This window comes from Microbacterium sp. M (assembly GCF_045181065.1).
Lineage (GTDB): Bacteria > Actinomycetota > Actinomycetes > Actinomycetales > Microbacteriaceae > Microbacterium.
Genome location: NZ_CP173721.1, coordinates 3,386,899 through 3,401,806, shown reverse-complemented (window position 1 = coordinate 3,401,806; position 14,908 = coordinate 3,386,899). Strand labels below are relative to the sequence as shown.

General features: G+C 68.7%; 19 protein-coding genes. 13 read left to right on the top strand and 6 right to left on the bottom strand.

The genetic code is table 11. The features are described 5' to 3' along the window. Positions 1 to 10 precede the first annotated feature (10 nt). The 9 genes from ACI7YT_RS16600 (at position 11) to ACI7YT_RS16560 (ending at position 6,157) form a co-directional block, all read left to right on the top strand. A complete protein-coding gene (locus ACI7YT_RS16600; RefSeq protein ID WP_406247056.1) occupies positions 11 to 640 on the top strand; it encodes a hypothetical protein in 630 nt (209 codons plus the stop codon). A gap of 203 nt (positions 641 to 843) precedes the next feature. Then, positions 844 to 1,209 (top strand): hypothetical protein, encoded by a 366-nt coding sequence (locus tag ACI7YT_RS16595; protein ID WP_406247054.1) that lies wholly within the window; start codon positions 844 to 846, stop codon positions 1,207 to 1,209. A gap of 23 nt (positions 1,210 to 1,232) precedes the next feature. After that, a complete protein-coding gene (locus ACI7YT_RS16590) occupies positions 1,233 to 2,072 on the top strand; it encodes a hypothetical protein (protein ID WP_406247053.1) in 840 nt (279 codons plus the stop codon). A 120-nt stretch (positions 2,073 to 2,192) separates the two neighbouring features. Further along, a complete protein-coding gene (locus ACI7YT_RS16585) occupies positions 2,193 to 2,864 on the top strand; it encodes a hypothetical protein (RefSeq protein WP_406247051.1) in 672 nt (223 codons plus the stop codon). A gap of 1 nt (position 2,865) precedes the next feature. Continuing rightward, complete coding sequence (locus ACI7YT_RS16580) at positions 2,866 to 3,504, top strand: hypothetical protein (RefSeq protein WP_406247049.1); 639 nt, start codon at positions 2,866 to 2,868, stop codon at positions 3,502 to 3,504. Between the two features lie 94 nt (positions 3,505 to 3,598). After that, on the top strand, positions 3,599 to 4,297 hold the full coding sequence (locus ACI7YT_RS16575; RefSeq protein ID WP_406250604.1) for a hypothetical protein: 699 nt from the start codon (positions 3,599 to 3,601) through the stop codon (positions 4,295 to 4,297). Positions 4,298 to 4,300: 3 nt separating this feature from the next. Continuing rightward, the gene (locus tag ACI7YT_RS16570) at positions 4,301 to 4,942 is read left to right on the top strand and encodes a DNA/RNA non-specific endonuclease (RefSeq protein WP_406247047.1); all 642 of its coding nucleotides are present in this window, start codon (positions 4,301 to 4,303) and stop codon (positions 4,940 to 4,942) included. Between the two features lie 9 nt (positions 4,943 to 4,951). Continuing rightward, positions 4,952 to 5,332: a hypothetical protein gene (locus tag ACI7YT_RS16565; RefSeq protein WP_406247046.1), complete on the top strand. Its 381-nt coding sequence runs from the start codon at positions 4,952 to 4,954 to the stop codon at positions 5,330 to 5,332. 111 nt (positions 5,333 to 5,443) lie between these two features. Beyond that, complete coding sequence (locus ACI7YT_RS16560; RefSeq protein ID WP_406250603.1) at positions 5,444 to 6,157, top strand: hypothetical protein; 714 nt, start codon at positions 5,444 to 5,446, stop codon at positions 6,155 to 6,157. 8 nt (positions 6,158 to 6,165) lie between these two features. Here ACI7YT_RS16560 and ACI7YT_RS16555 read toward each other — a convergent pair whose 3' ends face one another. Further along, the gene (locus tag ACI7YT_RS16555) at positions 6,166 to 6,636 is read right to left on the bottom strand and encodes a recombinase family protein (protein ID WP_406247045.1); all 471 of its coding nucleotides are present in this window, start codon (positions 6,634 to 6,636) and stop codon (positions 6,166 to 6,168) included. 43 nt (positions 6,637 to 6,679) lie between these two features. Next, positions 6,680 to 7,669, bottom strand: coding sequence for a malate dehydrogenase (locus ACI7YT_RS16550; RefSeq protein WP_406247043.1), 990 nt, complete (start codon positions 7,667 to 7,669; stop codon positions 6,680 to 6,682). Between the two features lie 35 nt (positions 7,670 to 7,704). On the opposite strand from ACI7YT_RS16550, the gene ACI7YT_RS16545 reads away from it, so the two are divergent. Both ACI7YT_RS16545 and pip read left to right on the top strand, forming a co-directional pair. Next, entirely contained in the window at positions 7,705 to 8,592 is an 888-nt protein-coding gene (locus ACI7YT_RS16545; RefSeq protein ID WP_406247041.1) for a neutral zinc metallopeptidase, read from the top strand. Positions 8,593 to 8,647: 55 nt separating this feature from the next. Further along, on the top strand, positions 8,648 to 9,613 hold the full coding sequence (pip, locus tag ACI7YT_RS16540) for a prolyl aminopeptidase (RefSeq protein ID WP_406250602.1): 966 nt from the start codon (positions 8,648 to 8,650) through the stop codon (positions 9,611 to 9,613). Here pip and ACI7YT_RS16535 read toward each other — a convergent pair. Continuing rightward, positions 9,610 to 11,352: an aldehyde dehydrogenase family protein gene (locus ACI7YT_RS16535; RefSeq protein ID WP_406247039.1), complete on the bottom strand. Its 1,743-nt coding sequence runs from the start codon at positions 11,350 to 11,352 to the stop codon at positions 9,610 to 9,612. The genes pip and ACI7YT_RS16535 overlap by 4 nt on opposite strands. A 57-nt stretch (positions 11,353 to 11,409) precedes the next feature. Then, complete coding sequence (locus tag ACI7YT_RS16530) at positions 11,410 to 11,673, bottom strand: glutaredoxin domain-containing protein (protein WP_406247037.1); 264 nt, start codon at positions 11,671 to 11,673, stop codon at positions 11,410 to 11,412. 83 nt (positions 11,674 to 11,756) lie between these two features. On the opposite strand from ACI7YT_RS16530, the gene ACI7YT_RS16525 reads away from it, so the two are divergent. After that, positions 11,757 to 12,164 (top strand): SIP domain-containing protein, encoded by a 408-nt coding sequence (locus tag ACI7YT_RS16525; protein ID WP_406247035.1) that lies wholly within the window; start codon positions 11,757 to 11,759, stop codon positions 12,162 to 12,164. On the opposite strand, the gene ACI7YT_RS16520 is transcribed toward ACI7YT_RS16525, so the two are convergent. Further along, positions 12,165 to 12,617 (bottom strand): adenylyltransferase/cytidyltransferase family protein, encoded by a 453-nt coding sequence (locus ACI7YT_RS16520; RefSeq protein WP_406247033.1) that lies wholly within the window; start codon positions 12,615 to 12,617, stop codon positions 12,165 to 12,167. A 140-nt stretch (positions 12,618 to 12,757) separates the two neighbouring features. Here ACI7YT_RS16520 and ACI7YT_RS16515 point away from each other — a divergent pair, with 140 nt between their 5' ends. Beyond that, positions 12,758 to 13,990 carry a glycosyltransferase gene (locus tag ACI7YT_RS16515; RefSeq protein ID WP_406247032.1) on the top strand — a complete coding sequence of 411 codons (1,233 nt, stop codon included), beginning with the start codon at positions 12,758 to 12,760 and terminating at the stop codon, positions 13,988 to 13,990. On the opposite strand, the gene ACI7YT_RS16510 is transcribed toward ACI7YT_RS16515, so the two are convergent. Then, positions 13,987 to 14,907, bottom strand: coding sequence for a glycosyltransferase family 2 protein (locus ACI7YT_RS16510; RefSeq protein WP_406247030.1), 921 nt, complete (start codon positions 14,905 to 14,907; stop codon positions 13,987 to 13,989). The two genes, ACI7YT_RS16515 and ACI7YT_RS16510, sit on opposite strands and share 4 nt — an antisense overlap. Position 14,908 lies beyond the last annotated feature (1 nt).

Sequence of the window (14,908 nt, the reverse complement as noted above, 5' to 3'; positions counted from 1 at the left end):
GTGATCGTGCGTGAACCTTGATCGAGATCTCTTCCGGGACCAGCCGGCCGCATTCCGCCCGGCCTCCGTCGTGGAGGGAGCGCTCCTGCCATACGAGGGCCGTTCGCGGGTCCGGCGGGCTGATGGCCCGTGGGAGGACGCGCTGAGCATCCCCGAAGACGGCTGGCTTCCTCCGGGCGTCCCGGTTCTCGTGCGCGGTGACGCGCGGATCCTGCCACTCGCGTGGCTGGGCGATCCCAAGAGCGGAAGCAGAAGCGTCACGGCAGAGGAGATCGCCGAGTTCGCGACCCAGATGGAGGGTTCCGGCTACTACTGGGCTCGCAGCGGATCCACGCTCGCCGAACTCGATGAGCATCGAGGTGACAGCATCGCTTCGTACGCGCGTGCTCTCGGCCAGGCCGCGGCGACGAAGGCGACGTTCTGGACGGTCTCGACGACGGTGGGGATCGGGCTGGTCCGGGCCGGCGACGAGGAAACCGGAACAGCGTCGCTGGCGCTGCACATCGTGCCCGCGAGCTGGGTGTCCGAGACTCGGGCGACGAAGCCCGTGCGAGGAATCGATCTGGCGTGGTCTTGGTCGGAGGTCGTAGACCTGCACCGGGCTCGGGTCGGCGACGATGCATCTGGCGCCGCGGGGTGAATCCACGGGATCAGTGCATTGGCGCATCCGGGTACGGCATCGTCGAGGCCATCGAGACACGTCTGCTCCGCGGAACGCGGCAGGCGTACCCCGGGGATCATTGGCTGACCGACGGTGTGCCGGTGCTCTCACGCGGCGAGGCATGGATCGTGCCGTTGTGCGGGGAGTCGCGTCGCGACGGCGTGAGGGCGCACGATCTGTGGATGAGTGTCCGCAGCGCGTGCGAGTTCCGGCAGGGGATGCAGATCGGTGTCGACCTCCGATCGGAGGCGCCGCGGAACCCGTATGCGAAGGAGCTGGCACGAACGGGCGTCAGGCGGGCCGACTGGTGGGCGTTCGGCGGGTTCGCTGCGGTGCTCGCCGTCTACGGTGAGCCGCTCCCCGCTCCGGTGAGCAAGATCGCGCTGCACGTGGTCCCAGTCGGGTGGGTCTCGGCGCGTCGGCCGACTGCGGCCAAGAAGATGCCGGCACTCGATCTGTCGTGGTCGTGGGCGGACGTCGTCGCGTTCGGCGAATCGGACGCAGCCGGTAGCCTGGTAGAGCACAAGACGGAGGGTCAGGGATCGTGACGAGCGCGTTCGGGAATGTCGAAGTGAGCGGTACCGCTCGCGTGTACGGGGCGAGCGAGCTCGGCGTGCTGTCGATCACGGCACCCGGTGAGGCGCACCCGCGCGTGGAGTACGTCGGCGGTGAGATCTTCGTGGGCCTGAACGCGACCGGCACCGGGGCCGCGATCACGCAGGGCGACGCGCAGGCGTGGTCTCGCCCGTTCGCTGACGCCGTCGCCGCGGCAGTCGCCTCGGCCGGTCCGCTCCCGGATGCCGTCGACGGCGTGATCCTCATCACGGACGAGTCGCTCGCCGCGGCCGTGCTGGTGGAACCGGCCCGGTTGGCTACGGTGTCCTTGGCGGGCGACCCGGTGGTGTTCGTGCTGTCGCGTGAGCGGCTGGCGATCGTCGGAGCGGATGACGAAGCGGCTGTCGGACGGGTGCTGGACCTGGCCGAGGAGCTGTTCGAGGCAGAAGCGCCGCTGGTGTCTGCGCATCCGATCGTCCTGACCGCGGACGGATGGGCGCCGTTCGGATGGTTCGAGAAGTTCCCCGCGCTGGAGCTGCGGATCCAGCGCGCCCTGCGTCTGTTCAGCGTTCGCGCGTACGAGGCGCAGACGGCGGCGCTGCAGCGTCCCGACGTGCGCTACATCGATCCGAAGATCCGAGTGCTCGAAACCGGTGCGACGACGACGTTCGCGGCATGGCCGAAGGGCACGGCGTCGCTGCTTCCCGTGGTCGACAACGTGATCGTCGCGGATCCGTCGGGTGCGCTCAGCGTCGCCACGATGGACCAGTTCCTCGATGCCGGCGGCGATGCGATCATCCGGACCGGCCTGTCACCGGCACGCTACTTCGTGCCGGGCGAACCGCCCCGCGACTGAGGAATCCGCGCACGTCCATGGGTTGATCTCCCCATCGCGGCATCCCCGGTCGATGGCTAGCGTCGAACGCGGAGGTGATCGCCGTGGGAATGATGCTGCCACTCGAGACTCATCTGGATCATGGACAAGATGGGTCTCGAGTGGCCCGACATCGATGAGGATGAGGTCCAGAAGGCCGCCGTGCTCGTGCGGGGGTACCGCGACGACATGGAGACGCTCGTCCAGACCGCCGACCGTCGCATCAACGGCGACATCGCGGCCGCCATGCGCGGACAGACGGGTGCAGCACACGTGACGGCGTGGAATCGGACCCGCTCCGAGAACGTGCAGCAGCTTCTCGACGTGCTGGGGCCCGCGGCCGTCGGAATCGACATCGCCGCCGAGGTCGTGCTCGCACTCAAGGTCAAGGTCATCGCCGAGGTCACGCTCACGCTCATTCAACTGGTCCCGCTGCTGGCTGCCGGTCCCTTCGGTGCCGGCGGTGCGGCTCTGCTGATCCTCGCCCGCAAGAAGCTGTTCTCGATGCTCATGGAGGCGACGCTCGAGAAGGTCATCGGGGAGGTCCTGCCCCTGGCGGTCGAGCCCCTCGTGGACCAGGTCCCTGGCCTCGCGATGGCGCTGCTGGACTCGCCGGTGGTCGAGGACAACATCGGCGACGTGGACGAGTTCTTCGCCGACCTCGAGGCGCTCGATCAGGCCGCCGACGACATGGATGCCCACGCCGCCGACGTCGAAGACCTGACCGATCGCCTGCTCGCCGACCTCGCCAACCTGCAGATCTCGGGGGACTGACATGTCGATGAAGAAGGTCATGCGCGACATCATGGATGCCGTCGACGGAGCCGGTCACGAGTTCAAGAAGGGGTTCTCGGGAGCGTTCCGCAAACGCGGCGGAAAGCACCGTGCCGATGCCGACGCCATCCGTGGGGTCGATCGTCGAGGCGCGGACCACGTGCCGAAGCATCGTGCGGACAAGCCGACGTCGCACGCCAAGAAGTACGACGTGCTCGAGGACGTCACCCGTGGACGGGACTACCAGCTGTCCGGGAAGACGCCGCGCCATCGCGATGCGGACTACGACCCGGCGCGGGATCTCGGCGGCGCCGTCGGTCAGGCCGTGCGCGAGACACCGGGAGAGATCTGGGACGAGGTCAAGGGCATCCCGAAGAAGGCAGGGAAACAGGCGGTCGAAGAGCTCTACGAGGACGCGATCGGGCAGGACAACCCGGACAAGTACGGCAGAACAGGGCAGGGCGACTCGCGATTCCTCGCCCCGGCGAGCGAGGCCGCCGTGCTGGAAGGCATGAGCAACGCGGAGATCGCGGCCCGCTTCGGGCTGCCGGCCGGCTCGCTCGACGACGCGGCCGTGAAGGTCGCGCCCATCCCGGGTTCCCGCTTCGTGAGCGTCGAGATCGACGTCCCCGGCGAGTGATGCGCTGCGTCTGCCGCGGCGCATGGGGAGTCCTGCCCATGGTGCTTCCGGCATCCCTTCCGTATGGTCATCGCAAGGAGGTGCGATCGTGGGCATGATGTTGCCGAACGAGCTGATCTGGGTGATGGAGAAGCTCGGTTTCGAGTGGCCGGACGTGGACGAGGACGAACTGCGCCGAGGGGCGGAGATCGTGCGGGTCTTCCGCGACGAACTCGAGCAGAAGCTCATGGCGATGGATCGCAAGGTCAACGGAGATCTCGCGGCGGCGATGCGCGGGCAGGCAGGCCCGTCCTACGTGGCGGCCTGGAACGCGAATCGTTCGCAGAATCTCGACAAGCTGCTGGGGCTTCTGGGCCCGGTTCCGACGGGGATGGACATCGCCGCTGACGTCGTCTTCGGACTGAAGATCAAGGTGATCGCGGACGTGACGACGACGATGATCACACTGGTCGGCATGCTCACGAACCCGATCACCGCTGTCGGCGCCGGCCCCATGCTGATCATCAAGAAGAAGCTGCTGAACATCGCGGTGGAGATCGCCATCGAGCAGGCACTCGAACAGATCCTCCCGATGGTGATCACGCCTCTCGCCGAAGAGATCCCTGGGGCGATCATGGCCGCGCTGGACGCCCCGATCGTCGAGGCGGTCGTGGGAGACGCGGACGAGTTCTACGCCGATCTGCAGGCGCTCGAGCAGGCGGAAGGCGAGATGGAGATGCACGCGGGCGATGTGGAGTCGCTGACGGACCGGCTGTTCGCCGATCTCGGCAGCCTGAATCTGACGGGGGACTGACGAATGACCGGAGTCGGGGACGCGATCATCCGTCCGATGAAGAACTCGCTCGATGAGCTGCCGGTGCATGTCCGGCAGCTCGCGGAGATGTTCCGCGGGCACGGTCAGCGGCAGGCGCGCAACAGGAACGGGACCAACGACGTCGACAGGTTCGACGACGGTGTGGTGACGACGCGTGGCGGCAACTCGAAGGCCACCCACTTCGCCGACAACGGTCGACCGATCTCCGAACGCGGCACGATCACCGAGGACTTCGGCGGCGGCGACCGCGGCGACAATGCGACGGATGTCGGCAATCTCGGTCAGTCCACGGATGACGGCGGTCACCTCGGCGCGCACCGTTTCTACGGTGACACACCGGATGAGGGCATCGCCCCGCAGGCCTCGAATCTCAACCGCGGGCCCTGGAAGACCATGGAGAACGAATGGGCTGACTGGGTGAACAAGGGTTACGAGGTGAACTACGACATCGGCGTCCACCCGCCCGGTGCGGTGCGTCCGGACAAGTTCGAGGTCGAGTACACGGTCACCAACCCGAACACGGGCGAGGTGGTGCGCGACCATGCGCACGTCTTCCGGAATGATCACGAGCAGAGCTTCCCCCGCATCCCGAACCGGAACATCCCGCACGCACCGACCGAATAGGATCGTCTCATGTCAGTGGAACCCGTTGTCGGCCTCGTCCGCTCCCTCGTCGAGAACATGCGAAGAGTGGATGACGACTGGGCGTCCTTCGCCATGGTCCTGGAATTCTCGGGCGGCGAAGTCAGCGGCTCCTACGGATACGTGTACTCCGCCGACGGCAAGCCGTCCGCCACGTCGGCGCGTCCGACGCGCATCGAGCCGGCGGTCACGGCGTACATGGAGTCGTACTTCCAGCCCGACGACGCGCTTCCGGTGAAGATCCTGATCCAGTTCGATCGCACGAGCGGAAACTACGAGGTCACGTTCGAGGACACCGATGTCACTCGCTGGCAGGTGACTCCTGCGAACATCGACACGATCCGTGAGGAACTGCGCCCCCAGTTCGCCTGAGCACCGCCCCATGGCAGGATGGACGCCGAGGGGGCTCACGTGACTGAATCGACATCTGCGACGGAGACCGATCCGCTCGACCGGTCCACGGAGGACCGGCAGCCGGTCCCACTGCGTCTGGAGTTCGCCGGGGAGTGGCACGACATTCCCGAGGAGCGCTCCTTCATCATCGGGCGCGAGGGCGATCTCGACATCGACGACAACCCCTACCTCCACCGGCACTTCCTCGAGCTCCAGTACCGTCACGGACTGTGGTGGCTCGCGAACATCGGCGTCCGCCTGGCGGCCACCGTGTCGAGTGCGGGCGGCGCGGTCCAGTCCTGGCTCTCGCCCGGCGCACGGATGCCGCTCGTCTTCGAGCGCAGCGTGATCGTGTTCACTGCAGGACCGGTGACCTACGAACTCAACCTGCACACCGAGCAGGCGCCGTACGAGGTCTCTCGTCAGGTCGAGGCGACGATGAGCGGGGAGACGACCGTGATGCCCGCCCGCTTCACGCCGCTCCAGAAGCAGCTCATCCTCTCGCTCGCCGAGCCGATGCTGCGGCGGGAGGGTGTCAGCATGAACGAACTCCCGTCATCGAGCGCCGCCGCCAAGCGACTGGGCTGGACGATCAGCAAGTTCAATCGCAAGCTCGACAACGTGTGCGACAAGCTCGACCGTATGGGAGTGCAGGGCCTTCGCGGCGGGCCGGGCAAGCTGGCGACCAACCGCCGCGCACGCCTGGTCGAGTACGCCGTGACCTCTCAGGTCGTGACCCGCGCCGACCTGCCGTTGCTCGACGATGAGTCGCTGCGGAACCAGCCGGACCCCGACGGCGACTGAGCGCGCGGTCAGCGCATCGCGTCCGCGAGGTGCCGGGAATCCTGGCTGAGCACCTTCACGATGATGCCGCGCTGACGCAGGTCCGCCACGGTGCGGCTCTCCTCGTCGCGGTCGCGGCCCAGTGCGTGGACGTTCGCGACGACGAGGACGTCGCCCTTGTTCAGGGTCGAGATGAATCGGGTCAGCCGGTCGCTCCAGCTCTCCAGGATCTCGGGAGCCGGATGCCGGAATCCCTCGATCGGGACGCCGAAGCGCGTCAGCTCATCGCGCTGCGTCACCACCGACGGCATGCCGTCGCGTGCGACGACCAGTCCGACCAGTCGTGATCCGCTCGGGCGGGCGTGCCACCAGTCGTGGTTCTGCTGCAGCTCGGTGAAGCACTTCGGGCACTCGGCCGCCGCGTGCGGCAGGTGGACCGGACTCGTCAGCGCACCGCCGATGTGCATGGCACCCGTCGTCAGGTCTGTCGTCTCGCGCATCGGTGCACCTCCGGGTTCCATTCTGCCCTGCCCGGGGCGCACATCACACCAGTCCGAGCGCGCGGACCGCCTCCCGCTCGTCGACGAGCTCCGCGACGGATGCCGAGATGCGGGCCTGCGCCCAGGCATCCGGCTCCAGACCCTCCACGATCTGCCACTCGCCGTCCACGGAGCGCACCGGGAACGAGCAGATCAGCCCCTCGGGGACCCCGTATTCGCCGTGCGATACGACGCCGGCGCTGGTCCAGTCCTCCGTGCCCCGCACCCAGTCCCGTACGTGGTCGATGGTCGCGTTGGCCGCAGAGGCGACGGACGACGAACCGCGCACCTCGATGATCTCGGCCCCGCGCTTCGCGACCCTCGGGATGAACGTCGACTCGAGCCATCCGCTCACGTCACCCACTCGCGCAGCGAGCGCGTCGGATGCCGATCGGCCGTCGACTGTGGCGTGCGAGATGTCGGGGAACTGGGTCGCCGAATGGTTGCCCCAGATCGGCACACGGCGCACGGACGACACCGGGGCGTCGAGGGCGAGCGCGAGCTGGGCCCGCGCGCGGTTCTCATCCAGTCGGGTCAGCGCCGTGAACCGTTCGGCCGGCACTCCATCGGCGGATGCCGCGGCGATCAGCGCGTTGGTGTTCGCGGGGTTGCCGACCACGGTGACCCGCACCCCGGGTGCCGCGTTCTCGGCGATCGCGGCGCCCTGCGGGCCGAAGATGCCGGCGTTCGCCGCGAGGAGGTCGCCGCGTTCCATGCCGGGTCCGCGGGGGCGGGCGCCCACCAGGAGGGCGAGGTCGCAGCCCGCGAAGGCGGTGGCCGCGGCATCCGTCACCTCGACGTCCTCGAGGAGGCCGAAGGCGCCGTCCTGCAGCTCGAGAGCCGCGCCTTCGGCGGGCTTCAGCCCCTGTGGGATCTCGAGCAGCCGCAGCCGCACCTTCTCATCGGGGCCGAGCAGGTCTCCGGCGGCGATGCGGAACAGCAGGGCGTAGCCGATCTGCCCGCCCGCACCTGTGATGGTGATCGTGGTGGTCATGTCCCGAGACTACGCCGCGCGCTACCCTCGTTTCCATGACGTTCAACCCGGATGCCGATATCTCCGGACACCGCACCAGGCGGCGTGGCCGCACCGCAGCGATCGCCGGCGGCGGAGCGGTCGGGCTCGGCGCGATCGCCGTGCTCGTCGTCAGCCTGCTCTCCGGCGGCGAGATCGACCTGTCGCCTTTCCTCGGCGGCGGCACCGGCGATCAGGGGTCGTCCAGTTCGGAGGGCACGCTGGACGAATGCGACACGGGTGCCGATGCCAACGCGAAGGTCGAATGCCGCATCGCCGGGTCGCAGGTCGCGCTCGACGAGTACTGGGCCGAGAACGTGGGCGGCTACTCCGAACCGGGCATGATCGTCGTGGACGGTCAGACCTCCACGGCATGCGGCACGGCATCCAACGCCGTCGGACCGTTCTACTGCCCCGCCGACGTCACCGTCTACATCGACCCGACCTTCTTCGATGTCATGCAGCAGCAGTTCGGCGCCTCCGCGAACGAACTGGCCCAGCTCTACATCGTCGGGCACGAGTGGGGCCACCACATCCAGAACATCACCGGCACCATGGCGGATCATCCGAACAACGGCACCGGTCCCGCCAGCAACGGCGTGCGGATGGAGCTGCAGGCCGACTGCTACGCCGGCGCGTGGCTCGGCGACATGACGGAGCAGAAGGACGCCGACGGCGACCCGTACCTGTTGGCGCCGACCGAGACGCAGCTGCAGGACGCCCTCAACGCCGCTCTCGTCGTCGGCGACGACCACATCCAGGAGATGTCCGGCTTCTCGAACCCCGAATCGTTCACTCACGGATCCAGCGCGCAGCGCCAGTACTGGTTCGCGAACGGCTATCAGAACGGTCTCGGCGTCTGCGACACGTTCGCCGTGCCGGACAGCCAGCTCGAAGCCGGGTGAACCACGCGGTAGCGTGAAACGCAGTGGCAAGTACGAGACCGGGGGGTCGAAGACGATGAACCTGGATGCGCTGTATCCACCCATCGAGCCGTATGACAGCGGCGTGCTGCTGGTCGGCGACGGCCAGCGGATCGCCTGGGAGGTCAGCGGCAACCCCGACGGCAAACCGGTCGTCTTCCTGCACGGCGGACCCGGCGGCGGAACCGCGGACTGGCACCGCCGGTTCTTCGATCCGCAGAAGTACCGCATCGTGCTGTTCGACCAGCGCGGCTGCGGACGCAGCACCCCGCACGCGAGCACGCCGGACGCCGACCTGCGGTTCAACACCACTGCGCACCTCATCGCCGACATCGAACTGCTGCGCAAGAACCTGGGCATCGCCCGCTGGCAGGTCTTCGGCGGCTCATGGGGCAGCGCGCTCGCGCTCGCCTACGCGCAGGCGCATCCGGATGCCGTGACGGAACTGATCCTCCGCGGCATCTTCACGCTGCGTCGCGTCGAGCTCGAATGGTTCTACGAGGGCGGGGCCGCCGCACTGTTCCCTGACCTCTGGGAGGATTTCATCGCGCCGATCCCTGTGCTCGAGCGCAACCGCATGATCGAGGCGTACCACCGCAAGCTCGCCGACCCCGATCCGGCGGTGCACGTTCCGGCCGCGGTGGCGTGGAGCACGTGGGAGTCCTCGACGATCACCCTGCGCCCGGATGCGGACACGGTCGAGCGCATGACCGAGCCGGATGCCGCGGTGGCCTTCGCCCGGATCGAGAACCACTTCTTCGTGAACCGTGGGTGGTTCACCGAGGGGCAGCTGATCGCCGGCGTCGACGCGATCCGGGACATCCCCGCCGTCATCGTGCAGGGGCGATACGACGTGTGCACGCCGATGATGACGGCGTGGGACCTGCATCGCGCCTGGCCGGAGGCGGAGTTCGTGATCGTCGAGGACGCCGGGCACGCGGCATCCGAACCGGGGATCCAGCAGGCACTCCGCGACGCGACCGACCTCTTCGCGGACGACTAGGCGCGCAGCGCCTGCAGGAGCGTCTTCACGAGGCCGGGGACGCCACCCGTCGCGCGGAAGCGCGTCAAGCCTTCGGAGACCGCGGCTCCCGTCCGCGACGTCACGAACCAGGGCGGCTTCGGCAGGATGGTGAACCGGCCGCCGCCGTTCGCGCCGGGCAGTGACCGCGGGAACGGGCGGAACGGGCCGCGCACGATCGAGCGCTCGACGTCATCCAGCAGCAGCGCGTTGTGTACGACGCCGATGCCGCTGCCGACGTCCTGGATCGTGCCGCCGGGGAACGCGCCCCAGGTGAGCGTCGGGGTGATGAACCCGAACGCCGTCCAGGCGTTCACGGCGATCGATCCGTAGTGCAGCGCCGTGAGCGCGCGTTCGAAACCTGTGTCGAGTGCGCGCTCTGTCGCCGGATCGATGAGGACGTTGGCGCCCAGCGTGCCCTGCAGCTTCTCGTTCGCATGCTGCACCGCGGCGTCCACGAAGTCCTGTCCGAGGCCGGGGACGCCGACGACGCCGAGGACCGGCGCGAAGTACTCCGTCGTCTCGAGCGCTTCCGCGTCGCCGGTCGAGTCGATCTCGACGAGCAGTCGCTCGCCGAGGGCGAGGGCGTCGGGATAGTCGCCGTCGGCCTGGGTCATGCGGGCGTCCGCACCGGGATACCAGATCGGCCGCTCCGGCGCCTTGGCGTACGCGTGCCGCAGCGCCGTGAGGAACTGCTCGCGCTGAGCCCAGTCGCTCGAGAGGATCACGACCTGGCCGGCGATGCAGTTGTGGCCGCTGTTCTGCAGGCGCATGGTCGCGATGTGCTCGGCGTGGAAGGTGAGATCGGCGTCCGTCCATTCGCCGGGGACGACGATGATGGGGGAGACGCCGCCGAGCTCGGCCGTGATGGGCTTCTTCAGCAGCGGGCGGTTCTCGCGGCGACGCCGCTTGCCCGCGGCATCCCGACCCCAGACGATCGCATCGAAGGTCGCGGCCGACCCGGTGATGTGGACGTGCTCGAGGCCCTTGTGCGCGGTGAGGTAGGCGCCGGCGGCAGCTCCGCCGCGGACGATCCGCAGGAAGCCGGGCTCGATGAGCGGTGCCAGCGCGTGCTCGAAGACCGGCACCAGCGCATCCTGCGTCGGATTCACCTTGAGCAGCGAGACGCGGTTGTGGGCGAGCAGTTCGTACAGCACGTCCAGCACGGGGATCGAGGTGACATTCCCGGCGCCGAGGACGAGGCCGACGCCGCCGGGCTCGTGCGGAGTGCGCTGGACCAGGCCGGCGCCCGCACGCACCTGACGCGGCGTGGTGCCCGGCGCGAGCCAGACCTCGCCGGTGAAGCCGGACAGCAGCACCTTGTCGGTGCCGGTCAGCGGGAATGCGTGCACGCGCGTGCGTCCACCCGGAGCCCGGTCGATGCGCACGCCCTCGAGAGGGTTGCGTCCATCGGCGATGCGGGTGAGCGTCTCGAGGTAGGCGTCCAGGGCACCGAGTGCGCTGTACGGACCGCTCAGCCATTCCTCACCGCGCAGCGGATGGCCGCCGGTGAGGCCTTTCGAATCGGCCGCGGTGTTCGCCCACTCGTCCGCGGACGCCGCGACCGCAGCGCGCACGGCGCGCAGCAGAGTGACGCGCTGCGCGACCGACAGGTGCGACCAGGTGCGCGCTCCGGCGGAGAGCTCATCGATCGCGGTGTCGAGCGACGCGCGCTCTTGCTCGTCGAGTCCGCTCGCGGTCTTCTCCGTCGTCGAAGCCATCGTCGCCTCCCTGTCGCGTGCTCTCAGCCTATGCCGCGAGGACCGCGACCCAGGAGGTCAGATCAGCGACAGTTCGCGCAGCTTCGACTCGACGTCCGCGTTCGACGGCTCGACGTGGTGCGAAGCATCCGGGTACACCACCACGGGGATGTTCGTGCGTCCGGAGATCTCCTTGGCGACATCGGCCGCGGACGGTTCCTGGACGAGGTCGATGTAGGTGTACTCGATGCCGAGTTCATCGAGCTGCTTCTTGGTGCGGATGCAGTCGCGGCACCAATCGGCGCCGAACATGGTGATCGAGTCAGCTGCGGGAGTGGTCATGCTTCCAGGATATGACGCTCCGGCTGGGTGGGCGCCGGGATCGGGGCTTGCCAAGTTAGGTGACCCTTACTTAGAGTCATAGCGTGACTTCTGCGTGCGAGCATCTGGACGACCCCGACTGGGAGAACCTCGAGGGCGCCGTGCTCATCGCGGGCGACGCGCATGATGTGGCCGGCATCCGCGATATCTGCGCGCGGTTGCCGTGGGATGCCAACGGGGTCGTGATGATCGAAGCGGTCGCGCGTGTCCAGCAGCGCCGCATCGACGTGCCGGACGGCGTCTCGGTGCGCTGGCTGCTGCGTGGCGAGGGCATCTCCGCGCGCACGCGCGGGGAGCGGCTCGCGACCGCCGTGCATGCCTGGTGCGTGGAGTGGACCTGCAGCGACGAGCCTGCCGCGTCGTGGACGCTGTGGCTCGGCCCGCACACGCCGCCGCGGGTCGCGCAGATGGCGCGCAGCCTGCTCGGTGTGAGCACGCCTCCGGACGCGTGACTACCGCTGTCCTGCCATCGCCGGCACGGCTCCGGCCGTGAGCGCATCCAGCGCTCGCCGCAGCGCCGTGCTGGAGGTGTGCGCGGTGTACGGGAAGTACACGACCTCCACCCCGACGGCATCGAACTCGCGCTCCAGCCGCAGCCCCTTCTCGGTGCCGCGCCAGTCGTCGCCCTTGAAGAAGTGCGTGAACCCGACGTCGCGCCAGGCGTCCATCTTCGATGGCGTCGTCTCGACGTGCACATCGTCGACGAACGAGATGTGCCGCACGATCTCCGCGCGCTCGGCGGTCGGGATCAGCGCCTCGATCCCCTTCACCTCACGGAGCATCTCGTCGCTCACCACCCCCGCGACGAGCACATCGCAGTGCTGCTTGGCGTGGCGGAGCAGGTTCAGATGCCCCACATGGAACAGGTCGAAAGCCCCAGCGGCATAGCCGATACGCATCCCCATGATCTCCCCAGATCCCCAGAAAAACGGCCCCCACGGCCGTCAACGGCTCCCACAGCCGTATCCGCTCAGTGTAGCGACCGGCGCGCGGGTCCGCACGACTTTTCCACCGCGGCGCGAAACCCATAGCCGGACATGAAACGATGGATGCCGACATCCGGAGTGCGGGAGGGGGACGCGTGGCACTCGACGTCACCGTGATCGTCCCGACCTTCAACGAGCGGGACAACATCGCCGAACTCGTCGCACGTGTCGGCACCGCACTCGAGGGGCGTCGCGCCGAGATCCTCGTGATCGACGACAGCGCGGACGCGACAGCCGCCGAGGTCGAGCGCGTCGCGGCCTCCGCGCCGTTGCCCGTCCGTGTGATCCACCGCGAGCACAACACCGGAGGTCTCGGCGGTGCGGTCGTCCTCGGCCTGTCGGAGGCCGCGGCGGACATCTGCGTCGTCATGGACGGCGACCTGCAGCATCCGCCCGAACTGATCCCCGCCATGCTCGACCGGCACGCGGACGGCGACGCCGACGTCGTGGCGGCGTCGCGCTACATCGGCGGAGGCGACTCGCAGGGTCTCGGCACCGCTGTGCGCTTCGGCGTCTCGCGGGCGGCGACCTGGCTGACCAAGGCGATGTTCCCGCGGCGGCTCTCGCGCAGCACCGATCCGATGACCGGCTTCTTCCTGGTGGATCGCCGGCGGATCGACGTCGCCGACCTCAAACCGCAGGGTTTCAAGATCCTGCTCGAGATCCTCGCCCGCTCCGACGTGCGCATCGCCGAGGTCCCGATGGAGTTCGCCGAGCGTCGCCACGGCACATCCAAGGCCAGTCTGCGTCAGGGGGCGACGTTCCTCGCCCACCTGACACGCCTGCGGTTCGGCAAGATGTCGCTGTTCGCCCTCATCGGCCTGTTCGGGGCTGTGGCGAACCTCGCGATCATGTGGCTGCTGACGACCGCGGGAATGCCCTACATCTGGGCGGCGATCGTCGGGGCCGAGGCCACCATCATCGGCAACTTCCTGCTGCAGGAGCGCTTCGTTTTCGCCGACATGCGCTCGGATGCCAGGGGCCTGGGGGCGCGGTTCGCCGCGTCGTTCGCGTTCAACAACGTCGAGGCGGCCCTGCGCATCCCGATCATGGCGCTCATGGTGGAGTCCTGGCACATCTCCAGCGTCCTCGCGACCGCGATCTCGCTCGTGGTGGCGTTCTTCGCTCGATTCCTGTTCCACTCGCTGGTGGTCTACGCGCCCACGCGCGCCCGGGTTCGTCGTGAGGATGCCGAGGCGACCGGTGCTGGTGCAGAGCCGAAGCCGGACACCGCGGCTCTGCGGATCATCCGGGCGATCGACGCCGAGGCGATGAAGCCGGGGGAGCTCTAGGGGCGGGTGTACTCCAGGTGCCGGCGCCCGAGGGCGCCGTTCGCCATTCCCCACCCGCGGTACGCGGTCCGCATGCCGCGGGCATCGTCCTCCAGATCGCCGCGCAGGCGCCCCCAGGCGTGGCGAAGCCAGCCGAGCGATGCCCTGACGAGTCCGCCGATGAGCCGTCGCACCCGGATGGCCTGTCGTCTGACGGCAGAGGCTTCCAGGCGCAGATCGTTGTCGACCGCGAGGTTGCCTCCGTTGTAGGCGCGTCGCATGGCCCACTGGCGGGTGAGGCGCTCGGCGGGGACGTCGTCCTCCGCCCGCGACTCGTTGCACCAGACGATACGTCCGCCGGCGGCGACGAGCATCCGGCTGAACAGCGTGTCCTCCCCGCCGGCGAGCCCGAGCGACGTGTCGAAGCGGATGCCGAGGGAGCGGATCTGGTCGAGATCGAGCAACAGGTTGCCCGCGGCTGCGACCGGGATCTCGAGGCCCGTCGGTCTCTCCCGCCGGCGGAACACCCCGGTGCCCAGCAGCCACGGGTCGACCTCGTCGGGGAAGACGGAGATGACCCGCCCCATCACCGCAGCGCTGCCGTGCGTCACCCAGGTGCCGACGAGGGAGGACAGCCAGTGGTCGAGGGGGCGTTCGTCGTCGTCGATGAAGGCCAGCAGGCGGCTGCCCTCCGCTTCGTCCATCAGCCGGTTGCGCACCGCGGCGATGCCCGGAGTCGGTTCGATCGCGTACTCGACGCCAGGCCCTGCGGCCTGGGCGACGGCGCGGGCGGACCCGGACGGGTCGTTGTCCACGACGAGGATGCGCACGGGTCGGTCGAGACCGACTTCCGCGATCCGCGCCGGCAGCTCCGCCAGGAGCGTCGCGAGCTTGTCCGGCCGACGGAAGGTCGGGATGCCGATGGCGACGTCGAGCATC

Bases quoted from the DNA above. Each gene is read 5' to 3' on its own strand.
- ACI7YT_RS16595 (WP_406247054.1), top strand. From the start codon at position 844: ATGAGTGTCCGCAGCGCGTGCGAGTTCCGGCAGGGGATGCAGATCGGT.
- ACI7YT_RS16585 (WP_406247051.1), top strand. From the start codon at position 2,193: ATGGACAAGATGGGTCTCGAGTGGCCCGACATCGATGAGGATGAGGTC.
- ACI7YT_RS16580 (WP_406247049.1), top strand. From the start codon at position 2,866: ATGTCGATGAAGAAGGTCATGCGCGACATCATGGATGCCGTCGACGGA.
- ACI7YT_RS16575 (WP_406250604.1), top strand. From the start codon at position 3,599: ATGATGTTGCCGAACGAGCTGATCTGGGTGATGGAGAAGCTCGGTTTC.
- ACI7YT_RS16570 (WP_406247047.1), top strand. From the start codon at position 4,301: ATGACCGGAGTCGGGGACGCGATCATCCGTCCGATGAAGAACTCGCTC.
- ACI7YT_RS16565 (WP_406247046.1), top strand. From the start codon at position 4,952: ATGTCAGTGGAACCCGTTGTCGGCCTCGTCCGCTCCCTCGTCGAGAAC.
- ACI7YT_RS16555 (WP_406247045.1), bottom strand. From the start codon at position 6,636: ATGCGCGAGACGACAGACCTGACGACGGGTGCCATGCACATCGGCGGT.
- ACI7YT_RS16550 (WP_406247043.1), bottom strand. From the start codon at position 7,669: ATGACCACCACGATCACCATCACAGGTGCGGGCGGGCAGATCGGCTAC.
- ACI7YT_RS16545 (WP_406247041.1), top strand. From the start codon at position 7,705: ATGACGTTCAACCCGGATGCCGATATCTCCGGACACCGCACCAGGCGG.
- pip (WP_406250602.1), top strand. From the start codon at position 8,648: ATGAACCTGGATGCGCTGTATCCACCCATCGAGCCGTATGACAGCGGC.
- ACI7YT_RS16535 (WP_406247039.1), bottom strand. From the start codon at position 11,352: ATGGCTTCGACGACGGAGAAGACCGCGAGCGGACTCGACGAGCAAGAG.
- ACI7YT_RS16530 (WP_406247037.1), bottom strand. From the start codon at position 11,673: ATGACCACTCCCGCAGCTGACTCGATCACCATGTTCGGCGCCGATTGG.
- ACI7YT_RS16520 (WP_406247033.1), bottom strand. From the start codon at position 12,617: ATGGGGATGCGTATCGGCTATGCCGCTGGGGCTTTCGACCTGTTCCAT.
- ACI7YT_RS16515 (WP_406247032.1), top strand. From the start codon at position 12,758: ATGGATGCCGACATCCGGAGTGCGGGAGGGGGACGCGTGGCACTCGAC.
- ACI7YT_RS16510 (WP_406247030.1), bottom strand. From the start codon at position 14,907: ATGCTCGACGTCGCCATCGGCATCCCGACCTTCCGTCGGCCGGACAAG.